General features: G+C 72.4%; 10 protein-coding genes. 6 read left to right on the top strand and 4 right to left on the bottom strand.

Going from position 1 to position 12,641, the window contains the following annotated elements; all coding sequences use genetic code 11:
- Nucleotides 1-13: 13 nt before the first annotated feature.
- Entirely contained in the window at nucleotides 14-4,123 is a 4,110-nt protein-coding gene (locus BJ984_RS18530) for a proline dehydrogenase family protein (protein WP_246306428.1), read from the bottom strand.
- Nucleotides 4,124-4,165: 42 nt separating this feature from the next.
- On the opposite strand from BJ984_RS18530, the gene BJ984_RS04170 reads away from it, so the two are divergent.
- Both BJ984_RS04170 and BJ984_RS04165 read left to right on the top strand, forming a co-directional pair.
- On the top strand, nucleotides 4,166-5,749 hold the full coding sequence (locus tag BJ984_RS04170; protein ID WP_179546955.1) for a phytoene desaturase family protein: 1,584 nt from the start codon (nucleotides 4,166-4,168) through the stop codon (nucleotides 5,747-5,749).
- Nucleotides 5,750-5,829: 80 nt separating this feature from the next.
- On the top strand, nucleotides 5,830-6,657 hold the full coding sequence (locus BJ984_RS04165) for a siderophore-interacting protein (RefSeq protein ID WP_179546954.1): 828 nt from the start codon (nucleotides 5,830-5,832) through the stop codon (nucleotides 6,655-6,657).
- Nucleotide 6,658: 1 nt separating this feature from the next.
- Here the strand turns inward: BJ984_RS04165 and BJ984_RS04160 are convergent, their stop codons facing one another.
- The gene (locus BJ984_RS04160; RefSeq protein WP_271206391.1) at nucleotides 6,659-7,213 is read right to left on the bottom strand and encodes an acyl-CoA thioesterase; all 555 of its coding nucleotides are present in this window, start codon (nucleotides 7,211-7,213) and stop codon (nucleotides 6,659-6,661) included.
- Nucleotides 7,214-7,323: 110 nt separating this feature from the next.
- Between BJ984_RS04160 and trhO the strand changes: the two genes are divergently transcribed.
- The 3 genes from trhO (at nucleotide 7,324) to BJ984_RS04145 (ending at nucleotide 9,622) form a co-directional block, all read left to right on the top strand.
- Entirely contained in the window at nucleotides 7,324-8,268 is a 945-nt protein-coding gene (gene trhO, locus BJ984_RS04155) for an oxygen-dependent tRNA uridine(34) hydroxylase TrhO (protein ID WP_179546952.1), read from the top strand.
- Between the two features lie 34 nt (nucleotides 8,269-8,302).
- Nucleotides 8,303-8,593 carry a hypothetical protein gene (locus BJ984_RS04150; protein WP_179546951.1) on the top strand — a complete coding sequence of 97 codons (291 nt, stop codon included), beginning with the start codon at nucleotides 8,303-8,305 and terminating at the stop codon, nucleotides 8,591-8,593.
- Between the two features lie 189 nt (nucleotides 8,594-8,782).
- Nucleotides 8,783-9,622 (top strand): pentapeptide repeat-containing protein, encoded by an 840-nt coding sequence (locus tag BJ984_RS04145; protein WP_179546950.1) that lies wholly within the window; start codon nucleotides 8,783-8,785, stop codon nucleotides 9,620-9,622.
- On the opposite strand, the gene BJ984_RS04140 is transcribed toward BJ984_RS04145, so the two are convergent.
- Nucleotides 9,619-10,083: a MarR family winged helix-turn-helix transcriptional regulator gene (locus BJ984_RS04140; protein WP_179546949.1), complete on the bottom strand. Its 465-nt coding sequence runs from the start codon at nucleotides 10,081-10,083 to the stop codon at nucleotides 9,619-9,621. The genes BJ984_RS04145 and BJ984_RS04140 overlap by 4 nt on opposite strands.
- Before the next feature lie 126 nt (nucleotides 10,084-10,209).
- On the opposite strand from BJ984_RS04140, the gene BJ984_RS04135 reads away from it, so the two are divergent.
- Nucleotides 10,210-11,058 (top strand): isocitrate lyase/PEP mutase family protein, encoded by an 849-nt coding sequence (locus BJ984_RS04135; protein ID WP_179546948.1) that lies wholly within the window; start codon nucleotides 10,210-10,212, stop codon nucleotides 11,056-11,058.
- A 48-nt stretch (nucleotides 11,059-11,106) separates the two neighbouring features.
- Here the strand turns inward: BJ984_RS04135 and BJ984_RS04130 are convergent, their stop codons facing one another.
- Nucleotides 11,107-12,555, bottom strand: a complete 1,449-nt coding sequence (locus tag BJ984_RS04130; protein ID WP_179546947.1) for an LssY C-terminal domain-containing protein — start codon at nucleotides 12,553-12,555, stop codon at nucleotides 11,107-11,109.
- Nucleotides 12,556-12,641 lie beyond the last annotated feature (86 nt).

The following is a 12,641-nucleotide window of genomic DNA, read 5'->3' as shown; positions in this document are numbered from 1 at the left end:
CCTACGGCCGGGGCTAGAGGATTCCGTCGAGCAGCGGGGTGGGGTTGCCGAAGCGGTGCGCCGTCGCCGAGACCGCCTGCTCACGCAGGAACGGGAGCAGCTCGAGGCGGCCGGCGCGGGTGACCTCGCCCGCGTGCACCGCCAGCTCGGGCGAGCCGTCGAGGGCCACGGCGAGCGCCCCGGCGTCACCGCCGATGAGACGGATGCGCGGCACCTCCCCCACGAACTGCGGCGCCCGCTTCAGCCAGGCGGCGTCCTTCTCGATGACGACCTTCACGCCCCGCTCCTTCATCAGCACCCGGAGCGGCCTCGGCAGCTTGCTCGCCGAACTGACCGACACCGTCGACCCGGCGAGCGTCGCGGCGGCGAGCACCCGCACGAGCTCGTGCAGCGGCCGGCCCTCCGACAGCCGGATCGCGACGGGCACCGGCAGGTACCGCAGCACGTTCCGCTCGACCACGAGCGCGGAGGGATCGCTCGGCCGGAAGAAGGAGCCGAAGGCGGCCTGGTCGCTCTTGGCTCCGCGGCGGGCGGCGTCGAAGTCCTCCCAGTCGAGCCCGCCGGTCGCCGACTCGAGCAGCTGCACCACCGCCGGCGAGAGCCCGGCGAGGTTCGGCCCCTCGCCCTGCTCGCCCGGCTGGGTGCGCCACGTGCCGAGGTGCACGAGGTAGTTCGGGCCGCCGGCCTTGGCGCCCGCTCCGACCGACGACTTCTTCCAGCCGCCGAACGGCTGCCGACGCACGATCGCGCCCGTGGTGCCGCGGTTGACGTAGAGGTTGCCCGCCTCGACCTTCGCGAGCCACTGCCGCACCTCGTCGGAGTCGAGCGAGTGCAGCCCCGCGGTCAGGCCGTAGGGAACAGCGTTCTGCAGCTCGATCGCCTGCTCGAGGCTCGTGGCGTGCATGATCCCCACCACCGGTCCGAAGTACTCGGTGAGATGGAAGGCCGTGCCCGGCATGACGCCCTCGCGTACTCCCGGCGACCAGAGTCGCCCGCTGCCGTCGAGCTGCTTCGGCTCGACGAGCCAGCGCTCGCCCGATCCGAGTGTCGTCAGCGCCTCGGCGAGCTTGCCGCTCGCCGGCTCGATCAGCGGCCCCATGCGGCTCTCGGGGTCGGACGGGTAGCCGACCTTGAGCGAGGTCACCGCATCGATCAGCTGCCGGCGGAAGCGCTCCGAGCGCGCCACCGAGCCGACCAGGATGACGACGCTCGCAGCCGAGCACTTCTGCCCGGCGTGCCCGAAGGCGCTCGACACCAGGTCGGAGACGGCGAGGTCGAGGTCGGCGCTCGGGGTCACGACGATGGCGTTCTTGCCGCTCGTCTCGGCGAGCAGCGGGAGGGTGGGGCGCCACGACCGGAACAGGGCCGCGGTGTCGTAGGAGCCGGTCAGGATGAGCCGGTCGACCCGCTCGTCGGACATCAGCTGCCGCCCGAGGTCGCCCTCGTCGACGTCGACCAGGGTGAGGAGCTCGCGCGGGATGCCCGACTCCCAGAGCGCCTCGACCATGACCGCCGCCGACCGCCGCGCCTGCGGGGCCGGCTTGACGATCACGGCGCTTCCGGCGGCGAGCGCCGCCAGCACTCCCCCGGCCGGGATGGCGACGGGGAAGTTCCACGGCGGCACCACCACCGTCAGCCGCGACGGCACGAAGACCGCGCCGTCGACGGTGTCGAGCTCGAGGGCCGTGTGCGCGTAGTACCCGGCGAAGTCGATCGCCTCGCTCACCTCGGGGTCGGCCTGGTCGATGGTCTTGCCCGTCTCGGCCGCCATCACCTCGATCAGACGGTCGCGGTTCGCCTCGAGGGCGTAGCCGGCCCGGCGGATGTACCGGGCGCGCTCGGCGGCACTCCGGGCTCCCCACCGTTCCCCGGCGGCGACCGCGGCGGCGACGATCCCGTCGAGCTGCACCTCGTCGTCGACCCGCGCGGACTCGATCGTGTCGACCCCGAGCGTCGACCCCGCCACCCGCGCGAGGATCCGCGCCCCCCAGGCCCGGTTCGCGGCGAGCGACGTGTCGGTGTCCGGGGTGTTCCGGAACTCCGCCGCCGCCGGCTCCAGATCGCCCGTCAGCCGGTTCTGCGTGCGCCGCGGCCCCACGTCCGCGCCCGCCGCACCGACAGCTCCCGATCCCCCGGCACCAGCCGAGCCGTACGATCCGGACTCCGCCCCACCCACCGCACCGATCGACCCGGACCCCGGCCCACCAGCCGGTGAACGTTCGCCCACCGGGCCGTCTGCTGCGACCGTGCCGGACGGACTCGGGCCGCCATCACTCGGCGAGATCTCCGAGGCCGACTCCGACGCGTCCTCGCCGCTCTCGGCATCGAGATCGATCGCGGCCGTCTCCGCCCGCAGCTCGGCGAGCGACACCTGGCGTGCCTGCTCGGCCTCCAGCTCCGCCAGCGCAACGCGAAGAGCCTCCTTGGCCTCCCGCTCCAGCTCCGACAGCTCCGGCAGTTCCGGCTCGCCGCCCGAAGCGCCCTCATCCGCGCTGGCGTCCAACGGCTGCAACTCGCTGTCCGCCTCCTCCACATCGGAATCGGCCACCGCTCGCTGTGGCGCATCGCCGTCCTGGGCCGGCGCACCGTTCGACTCCAGCTCGGCCTCGAGGGCCTCGAGCGAGGCGAGGAAGCGGTCGCGCTCCTTGTCGAAGGCCGAGGGGGTGGACGCGAGCTCGAACAGCGACGACATGAAGTTCTCGTCGGACGCGTTCTCCTCGAGGCGCCGCACGAGGTAGCCGATGGCCACGTCGAACTCCTTCGGCGCGACGACGGGCGTGTAGAGCAGCAGCGAGCCGACGGTCTTGTGCACGGCCTCGGCCTGGCCGGTCGCCATGCCGAGCAGCATCTCGACGTCCACCGCATCGGTCACCCCGCGCCGCTCGGCGAGCAGCCAGGCCCAGGCCAGGTCGAACAGGTTGTGGCCGGCCACGCCGATGCGCACGGCGTCGACGTGCTCGGGGCGGAGAGCCCAGTCGAGCACCCGCTTGTAGTTGGTGTCGGTCTGCTGCTTCGAGTCGTAGGTGGCCTGGGGCCAGCCGTGCAGCACCGCGTCGACGTGCTCCATCGCCAGGTTCGCACCCTTGACGACCCTCACCTTGATCGGCGCCCCACCGCGGCTGCGGCGTTCGGCGGCCCACTCGTGCAGGCGCTGGAGGGCGGGCAGCGCATCCGGCAGGTAGGCCTGCAGCACGATGCCGGCCTCGAGGTCGAGGAAGTCGGGCTCGTCGAGGATGCGCTGGAAGACCGCGATCGTCAGATCGAGGTCGCGGTACTCCTCCATGTCGAGGTTGATGAAGGTGCGATCCGGATGCCCGCCCGGCGCCTCGAGCCCGAGCGGGCTCTTCTTGGCGGCGATGCGGTAGAGCGGGATGAGGGTCTGGGCGACGCGCTCGACCGTCTCGTCGAACGCCCACATCGACAGCTGGGCCGCGACCGACGAGACCTTCACCGAGACGTAGTCGACGTCGGGCCGCTGCAGCAGCCTCTTGGTGCCGTTCAGCCGGTTCTCCGCCTCGCGGTCTCCGAGCACGGCCTCGCCGAGGAGATTGATGTTCAGCCGCACGGCCCCGTCGCCGGCCTCGCGCAGCTTCTTCACCGCGGGCCCGAACTTCGAGGGACGGGAGTCGACGATCAGGTGCCCGACCATCGCGCGCAGCACCCGCCGCGCGACCGGCACCACCGCCTGGGGCAGCACCTCGCCGACCGCGCCGCCGGTGACGACGGCCGCCCGCAGTGCCGGCGGCAGGAAGTGCGGCACGCGATCGGCCAGCCGCTTCAGGTTCTTCGCGGCCACCGTCAGGTCTTCTGGCCGGGCCACCCCGTCGACGAACCCCACGGTGAACCCCAGCCCGTCGGGATCTTTCAGCACTCCCGCGAGCCGAGCCGCCGCCGGATCGACCGGCGCCCCAACGCTCTCGTCGACCCACCGCCGGGCCAACGCCACCGCGGCCTCGGCCAGCGGCACCGACGCGTCGACCCCCGCAGAGTCGCCCGCCACCGCACCCCCAGCGCCCGCCACGTCTGCAGCACCCACGGAGGCAGCACACGCACCCGAGCCCGTCCCGTCGTCCGAAGGCTCGCCCGGAGCGGGCTGGGACGGGTGGGAGTGCAGCTCGGTCATGCTCCGAGGATAGATCGCGGGTGCCGCCGTTAGGCTCAGGGCATGCCAGCTGTGCAGAACTTCGACGTCGTGGTCGTCGGTGGAGGACACAACGGCCTCGTCGCGGCCGCGTACCTGGCCCGAGCTGGCCGAAGCGTGTGCGTGCTCGAGAAGAACGACGTGCTCGGTGGCGCCGCCGTCTCGGCGTATGCCTTCGAGGGCATGGATGCCCGCCTGAGCCGGTACTCCTACCTCGTCAGCCTGCTCCCCCGCTCGATCATCGACGATCTGGGGCTCGACCTCGCGCTGATCCGCCGCCGCTACTCCTCCTACACACCCGAACCCGGGTCCGACCGCGGCCTCCTCATCGACAACCACGACCCGGCCGCCACCCGGGCGTCCTTCGCCGCCCTCGGCGCCGAACACGACGCCGACGCCTTCGACACCCTGACCGCCGACCTCGCCCGCGTGGCCGCGGCCGTCTGGCCGACGATGACCGGCCCGCTGCCCACCGAGTCCGAGGTGGGCCGGATGCTCGGGGACGACGTCCTGTGGAACGAGCTGTTCGCGCATCCGCTCGGCCGCACCCTGCGCGCCCGCTTCGAGAACGACCTGGCGCGGGGCGTCGTGGCGACCGACGGCCTGATCGGCACCTTCGCCTCGCTCGACGACCCCTCGCTGCAGCAGAACATCTGCTTCCTCTACCACGTGATCGGCGGCGGAACCGGCGACTGGGACGTGCCCGTCGGCGGCATGGGCGCGGTGACGGGCGAGCTCGAACGGGTGGCCCGCGAGGCCGGCGTCGAGTTCCGCACGGGCGCCGAGGTGACGGCGATCTCGCCCGACGGCACCGTCCGCTACCGCACCACCGGCCGCGACCGCAGCGCTGGCGACACCGACACCAGCGCGACGGACGTGCACGGCGACCACGTCCTGGTCAACGTCGCCCCGTCGCTCCTGGCCCGCCTCCTCCCTGGCGACGAGTCCACCCCGACCCCTGAGCCCGAAGGCGCCCAGACCAAAGTCAACCTCCTCCTCCGCCGCCTGCCCCGCCTCCGCGACACGGCGGTCTCCCCCGAGGCGGCCTTCGGCGGCACCTTCCACATCAACGAGCTCGAGTCCCAGCTCGAGCAGGCCGTGCGGGACGCCGGGACCGGCCGCATCCCGACCCCGGTTCCCGCCGAGATCTACTGCCACTCGCTCACCGATCCGAGCATCCTGTCGCCCGAGCTGCAGGATCAGGGCGCGCAGACCCTCACCGTCTTCGCCCTGCACACCCCGCGCCGCCTCGGCGCCTCCCGCGACGAGCTGCAGGACGCCGTGCTCGCCTCCCTGAACAGCGTGCTCGCCGAGCCCATCGAACCCCTGCTGCTCACCGACGCCGCCGGACGCCCCTGCATCGAGACCAAGACCACCGCCGACCTCGAGCACGCGCTCGGACTCCCCGGCGGACACATCTTCCACGGGCCGTTGAGCTGGCCGTTCCTCCCCGACGACGCGCCGCGCAGCACCGCCGCCGAACGCTGGGGAGTCGCGACCGGTCACGCGCGCATCCTGCTCTGCGGCGCCGGCACGCGTCGCGGCGGCGGCGTCTCGGGCCTCGGCGGCCACAGCGCGGCGATGGCCGTGCTCGACGACACCCTCTAGCGACCCCACCCTCCGCCGACCCCCGCCCTCCTGGCGACGACCGGCACCTCCCGCGAAGACCGAGACGAAGCAGATTCCGGATGCCCGCCCCCTTCGACCGCCCCACCACCCATCACCTCCCCGCCCTCCGCCACCTCACGGTCGCCGGCGTGGCCCGCATCACCCCCGTCTTCGCCCGCGTCACCCTCACCGGCGACGACCTGGACGGCTTCCCCGCCACCGGCCCCGACGACCACGTGAAGGTCTTCTTCCCCGACCCGGCGACCGGCGAGATCACGGTGCCGAGCCCCCACGTCCCCGGCGCCGATCTCGAGACCCCGCGCGCAGAGGTGCTCGCCCGCGACTACACCCCGCGCGCCTTCCGCCCCGCCACCCGGACCCGCCCGGCCACCTTCGACCACCCCGCAACGGAGGCCCGTTCCGCCGAGCTCGACGTCGACATCCTCCTGCACGGTGCCGGCGTCGCCTCCACCTGGGCCGCCACCGCCCGCCCGGGCGACCCACTCGTGGTCGGTGGCCCCCGCGTCTCCAAGGCCCTCCCCGCCGACGCGACCACGGTGCTCCTCCTCGGCGACGAATCGGCCCTCCCCGCCATCGCCCGCTGGCTCGAGCAGCTGCCCGCCAAAACCCCGATCTCCGTGCTCCTCGAGGTCACCGACGCCCGCGCCCGCAGCTACTTCCCCGACGAGCTCCGGATGCGCGCCGACATCCTCTGGCTCCTCCGCGAGCACGGCGACGGCCAGCTCCTCGCGGCACTCCGCGGCCTCGGCCCCCTCGACGAGGGCGCCTTCGTCTTCGGCGCGGGCGAGGCCGCCGCCCTCGTCCCCCTCCGCCAGCACCTCCGCAAAGACCTCGGCCTCCCCGCCACCCGTGTCGCCCTGAACGGCTACTGGAAAGCCACCGCCTGACTCAGCGCCAGTCGCTGCGGGTGGGCACCTTCGTCGAGGGCAGCTGGGTGCCGGCCGCCCAGCCTGCGATCCACGAGGGCATCCGCCCGTCCGAGGGCGCCGCGCCGACCCCGGGCAGCTCCATCACCTCGGGCACCGTCACGATGCCGCCGGACCGCTTCAGCAGCCGCGCCCGGATGAACGCCCGCGCGTACACCTCGCCCTTCACCACGAACCGCTGCTCCACGTAGAGCGAGCGCTCGTCGAACCCGAGCATCCGCGTCTCGATCTCGAACCGCTGCCCCAGCTCGAGCGAGCGCCGGAAGCTCATCGTCTCGGCCACCACGACCGGGTACCACCCGCGCCGCTGCAGCTCGGGCCAGAGGCCGCTGCGCGTGAGCAGGTCGAGGCGGGCGATGTCGAGCAGCGAGAAGTAGACGCCGTTGTTCATGTGCCGCAGCACGTCGAGGTCGGTCGGCAGCACCCGGAACGGCCGGCTCCCGACGTCCCAGATGCCGAGCGGGGAACGGAAGCGCGCGCTGAACATGCCGAGGAGCGTCCGGAAGAAGAAGTGCACCCAGCGATCGTAGACATCGTGCGCCCGTTCGGCGCCACCGCTGTGGAGTCCTACAAGCACCAGGGGCGCCGAGAGGCCCGCCATCCAGCCCCGACGACTAAAATCAGCGGATGCCCGTGCCGAAGATCATCCTCTACTACGTCTTCGCGCCGGTGCCCGATCCTGACGCTGTGCGGCTGTGGCAGCGCGATCTGGCCGAGTCGCTCGGGCTGCGGGGGCGCATCCTGATCTCGAAAGACGGCATCAACGGAACGCTCGGCGGCGAGCTCGACGCCGTGAAGCGCTACGTGCGGAAGACGCGGGAGTTCGCGCCGTTCGCGGCACTGGACGTGAAGTGGAGCGAGGGCACGGGGCTCGAGGAGGGCCGCGCATCCAAGCACACCGTGTATCGGGCGAGCACCGACTTCCCGCGGCTGAGCGTGAAGGTGCGCGACGAGATCGTGAGCTTCGGCGCCCCCGGCGAGCTGACGGTCGACGCCGGCGGTGTGGTCGGCGGCGGCACGCACCTCGCGCCCGAGGCCCTGCACGAGCTGGTCGAGGCCAAGCGGGCGGCGGGCGAGGAGGTCGTGTTCTTCGACGGGCGCAACGCGTTCGAGGCCGCGATCGGCCGATTCGAAGGTGCGGTGGTTCCCGAGGTGGCGACCACGCGTGACTTCGTGGCCGAGCTCGACAGCGGCAAGTACGACCACCTGAAGGACAAGCCGGTCGTGACGTACTGCACCGGGGGCATCCGCTGCGAGGTGCTGTCGGCGCTGATGACCGCGCGCGGCTTCGGCGAGGTCTACCAGCTCGACGGCGGCATCGTGCGCTACGCCGAGGCCTTCGGCGATCGCGGCTTCTGGAAGGGAGCGCTCTACGTCTTCGACGGGCGCGGCTCGCTCAGCTTCGGCCGCGACCCGGCCCCGATCGCCCGCTGCATCGTCTGCGAGGCTCCCACGTCGACCCTGCGCAACTGCGCCGACCCGTCGTGCCGCGAGCAGCTCGTCGCCTGCGCCGAGCACCCCCCGCTGCACTGCGCGGCGCACGCCCCCGACTCCGCGCTCTCTCCCGTCTGATCGGAGGGCACGCCGCGCAGGCTAGCGTGGTGGCATGCGGCGTCTCGTCTCCACGGTCCTCGTTCCGCTGCTCGCCGTCGCGGTGATGGCGGCGGGGCTCGTAGGGATCCTTGTCTCGACGCCGCAGTCCGCGTCGTTCGGCTGGTTCGCGTACGCGCCCCTGTCGGCGACGGTGTTCAGCCCGACCGGCGCGATCATCGTCGGCTGGGGCTCGATCGCGGGAGCGGTGGCCGTCGCCCTCGGACTGGCCGCCCTGGCGTTCTGGGCGGGCTTCACGCTGGCGACGTCGCGCAGCCGCCGCCCGCCCCGGAGCCCGAACGTCTGAGCGGGTCCGCCGGTATCCTTGGGGGCAGTGACACGTTCTTTCTCTCTGCGACCCAGAGGCCCTTCAGCGACATCCGTTCGCTTCTCGGACGAGGAGTGGTTATTCGGTGTGCCCGGATGGGGGGCTCCCGGCGGAGCTCCCCTGAACCCAGGCCCGCACTCGACCTCAGCTGCGAAAGAACGACCACCCATGACCACGACTGATCCCTCCACCGACGACCGCGCCGCGCTCCGGGCCGACTGCTCCGACTGCTTCGCGCTCTGCTGCACGGCCTTCGGGTTCCAGCGCTCCGCCGACTTCCCGATCGACAAGCCCGCCGGTACGCCGTGCCTGAACCTGGCCGACGACTTCTCCTGCACCGTCCACGACTCCCTCCGGCCCCGTGGGTTCCGGGGTTGCACCGTGTTCGACTGCTTCGGAGCGGGGCAGGCCGTGTCGAAGCGGCTGTACGCCGGCATCAGCTGGCGGCAGCGCCCCGGCACCGCGGCCGAGATGTTCCGCGTCTTCGGCGTCGTGCGGCAGTTGCACGAGATGCTCTGGTACCTCGCGGAGACGGCCGACCGCGCGATGCACCCGGACGAAGCAGTGGCCGGGATCCGGGACGCGATCCTGACGATCCTCGACGGCGAGCCGGCGGAGATCCTCACAGCCGACGTCGATCGGCTGCGGGACGAGGTCCGGCGGGTGCTGATCGAGGTGAGCCAGGAGGTGCGGGGCGGCTACGGCGCCGAGGAGGAAGCGCGCGAACGAAACGGTCTGCATCCGTCTGCCGACCTGGCCGGCCGTGATCTGCGGGACACCCCGCTCTGCGGAGCCGACCTGCGCGGCGCCGCGCTCATCGCTGCCGACCTGCGCGGCAGCGATCTGGCCGGTGTCGATCTGCTCGGTGCCGATCTCCGAGACGCGCGACTGGCGGGCGCCGACCTGTCCGGATCACTGTTCCTCACCCAGGCGCAGCTCGAGGCGGCCGACGGTGACCGCGCGACCCGGGTGCCGGAGGCGCTCCACCTCCCGCGGCACTGGGCCTAGACGGCCGGCGCGAGGGGCTGGGCGACGGTCTCGCTCAGTCGCTCGAGGAACTGCGTGATGATCGCCGCGTTCTCCGCGGGGAGGGTGTCGAACAGCCGGTCGCTCGCCGTGCTGGTCGCGTTGGCGGCCGCCGAGAGGGCGATCCCCGCCTCTGTGGGCCGGAGCAGCAGGGCGCGCCGGTCGGTCGTGCTGGCGGCGCGGCGCAACAGTCCGCGCTTCTCCAGCCGGTCCAGCATGACGGTGATCGAGGCGCCCGTGATCTCCAGGGCCTTGGCCAGGTGCGCGGGCCCGACGGGCTCGCCGCTCGCCCCGCCGTCGACGACCACACGGAGCGCCTCCTGGTCGTTCTCGCTGAGGCCGGTCTGCACCTTGACGACCTTGCGCTTCTCGTCCTCGGCGACTCGCAGCCGCACCAGAGCGTCGAGAACCGCCCGTCCGGCAGTCTCATCGGTGTTCGGCATCGCGATCCCTTCCGAGCGGCAGCCGGTGCCGCACTCCCCACTCTGCTCCCTCCGGGCCCGATTACCTAGGCCGAACGCAAAGCGGGGGTCAGTGCCCAGGGCCGGCCCGAGCCGTATGCTCGCTCCATGACCGACCCGCAGCGCACCTCCGCCGCCGGCAGCGCCGACGCCTACGATCCCACCGTCGCCCACCCCAGCCACGAGCTCGTGCACGACCGCGCCGACGCGCTGCTCGCACTGCACCACGCCCCCGAGATCCTCACGGTCGTCAACGTCTGGGACGTCGCGAGCGCCCTCGTGCTCGCCGACCTCCCCCAGACGAAGGCGCTCGCCACGGCCAGCCACGCCATCGCCGCCTCCTACGGCTACGAGGACGGCGAGCGCATCCCCGTCGACCTGATGATCGAGGCCGTCGGCCGCATCGCGCTGTCGACCTCGCTGCCGGTCAGCGCCGACCTCGAGAGCGGCTACGGCGACCCGGGCGAGACGGTGCGCCGCGCGATCGGAGTCGGCGTGGTGGGTGCGAACCTCGAGGACGCCATGCGCCCGCACATCGAGTCGGTCGAGAACGTCGCAGAAGTGGTCAAGGCCGCCGAGGCCGAGGGCGTGCGCTTCGTGCTCAATGCGAGAACGGATGCCCTGCTGATGCGCGGCGACCGGCCGCTCGACGACGCGGTGGCCGACGCCATCGAGCGCGGGCGGGCGTACCTCGACGCGGGGGCCGCTTGCGTGTTCGTGCCGGGCCTGATCGACGAGGACCTCGCCGGGCGGCTCGTCGAGGGCATCGGCGAGCGCCGGGTGAGCGTGATCGGCGTTCCCGGGTCGCTCTCCCCGAAGCGCTACGAGGAGCTCGGCATCGCCCGCATCTCGTACGGGCCCTGGCCGCAGCGGGTGGCGCTGACGGCCCTCCAGCAGTCGGCCCTCGAGCTCTACGCGGGCGGCTCGCTGCCGCCGGGCACCCAGCTGCTCACCTGAGCCGGCGCGCCGCGGCCGCCGCCGCCACTGCCGCCGCCGAGCAGCCCGCTAGCGACCGCGCCGCGCCGCGCGGGCCTCGCGCCGGTCGAGCGCCCGACGGTGCGAGAACCGCCGCGCATCCGTGCCCGACAGCGCCAGCAGCACCAGCACGTCGAACGACAGCCCCACCAGGTTCGTCTGCAGCGTGATCTGCGGCCCGCCGCCGAAGAAGTCGACGGCGGTGATCAGGATGGCCGCCGAGCCCAGCCCCATCGCCGTGAAGCGCGCCCAGTTGTGCCCGTGGTAGATCAGGAACGCGAGCACCGAGTACAGCGCGCTGATCACGAGCGCCAGCGCCACGAAGACGGCCGCCACGAGCGAGGACAGGTAGGCCGAGTCGGCCGGCGTCAGCGCTCCGGTGAGCGTGCGGAAGTCGAGCTGCCCGTCGCCGATCGAGAACGCCACGACGATCACAGCGATCAGCGCCGCGACCACCCGCGCCGCCATCAGCAGCACCCCGAGGTAGATCGAGGCCGGCCGCCCGGTGCCGGCGATCGGCGACTCCGAGAACACCGCGGCGGGGCTCGGCGCCACCGGCTTCTCGGCGTGCGGGAGCCCGTCGGTCTCGGCCTGCTCCGACGTGGGCAGCGGCACCGCCGTCAGGTCGACCACGGGCAGGTCGCCGTCGGTGACGATCGCGTCGCCCCCGCCGTTGACGTGGTGGTAGCCGGTGGAGAAGTTGCGGATGAGCTCGATCGACGCCGCCGGGTTGCCCTCGACCAGCGTCGAGACGATGTGGTCGCGCTCCTTGTCGGTCTCCTTGTCGATGCGGTGCGTGACCTGCAGGGTGAAGAAGGAGATGCCGATGCTGCGGTCGTAGGTGCCGGCGGCGAGCCAGTCGGCCTCGTGCCCGCCGGGCAGCAGCCAGCCCGCGGGGCAGCGCCAGAACCGCACGTGGTGGCGCTTGGAGGGGGTGCCCTCGACCTCCTGCTGATAGGTGAAGGCCTGCACGGTGCCGAAGAGGTAGAGCCGGGAGACGGGGGCACCCGGGTAGCTGCGGTTCAGCAGCGTGCCGCGCACCGTGCGGAGCGCCGAGGTGAGCCCCATGTCGTCAGCGCGGTGCCAGCCCGCCCGGATCATCGCCTCGTGGATCTGCTCCTCGCTGCCCCGCAGCGCCACGTTCACCGGGTCGCCGAGCAGCCCCTCGCGGGTGCGGGCCCGCCCGATGAAGTAGTCGGGCACGTAGAACAGGGTCAGGATGCTGTGCACCCGCGGGAGCAATAGGTACGCCACGACCACCCAGAACACCAGCAGGAACCACAGCTGCTGCCAGCCGCGGGCGAACGACTCGGTCACCACCAGGAAGGCGAGCCAGCCGATCGACACGGTGCCGAAAAAGAAGAACACGCTGTCGACGACGAGACCGACGGAGGCGCGGAGGGTACGGCGACGGATGTGCTCGGCGAGGGAGGAGTCCTCGAGCTCGCGCTCAGCCGCGTCGGCGTCCCGTGGAGCCATCCACAGCATCCTTTCGTCTCTGGGATTCTCTCAGATTCCCGGGATTCCTGTGACAAGCCGCAGCCGCCACCCTAGGCTGGATGAGC

It is taken from the genome of Herbiconiux flava, assembly GCF_013409865.1.
Lineage (GTDB): Bacteria > Actinomycetota > Actinomycetes > Actinomycetales > Microbacteriaceae > Herbiconiux > Herbiconiux flava.
This window is presented reverse-complemented; position numbering and strand designations above follow the sequence as displayed.

What these genes read in the sequence shown, in the direction of transcription:
- BJ984_RS04150 (WP_179546951.1), top strand. Translation starts at nt 8,303, where the DNA reads ATGCGGCGTCTCGTCTCCACGGTCCTCGTTCCGCTGCTCGCCGTCGCG.
- BJ984_RS04165 (WP_179546954.1), top strand. Translation starts at nt 5,830, where the DNA reads ATGCCCGCCCCCTTCGACCGCCCCACCACCCATCACCTCCCCGCCCTC.
- BJ984_RS04140 (WP_179546949.1), bottom strand. Translation starts at nt 10,083, where the DNA reads ATGCCGAACACCGATGAGACTGCCGGACGGGCGGTTCTCGACGCTCTG.
- BJ984_RS04130 (WP_179546947.1), bottom strand. Translation starts at nt 12,555, where the DNA reads ATGGCTCCACGGGACGCCGACGCGGCTGAGCGCGAGCTCGAGGACTCC.
- trhO (WP_179546952.1), top strand. Translation starts at nt 7,324, where the DNA reads ATGCCCGTGCCGAAGATCATCCTCTACTACGTCTTCGCGCCGGTGCCC.
- BJ984_RS04145 (WP_179546950.1), top strand. Translation starts at nt 8,783, where the DNA reads ATGACCACGACTGATCCCTCCACCGACGACCGCGCCGCGCTCCGGGCC.
- BJ984_RS04135 (WP_179546948.1), top strand. Translation starts at nt 10,210, where the DNA reads ATGACCGACCCGCAGCGCACCTCCGCCGCCGGCAGCGCCGACGCCTAC.
- BJ984_RS04170 (WP_179546955.1), top strand. Translation starts at nt 4,166, where the DNA reads ATGCCAGCTGTGCAGAACTTCGACGTCGTGGTCGTCGGTGGAGGACAC.
- BJ984_RS18530 (WP_246306428.1), bottom strand. Translation starts at nt 4,123, where the DNA reads ATGACCGAGCTGCACTCCCACCCGTCCCAGCCCGCTCCGGGCGAGCCT.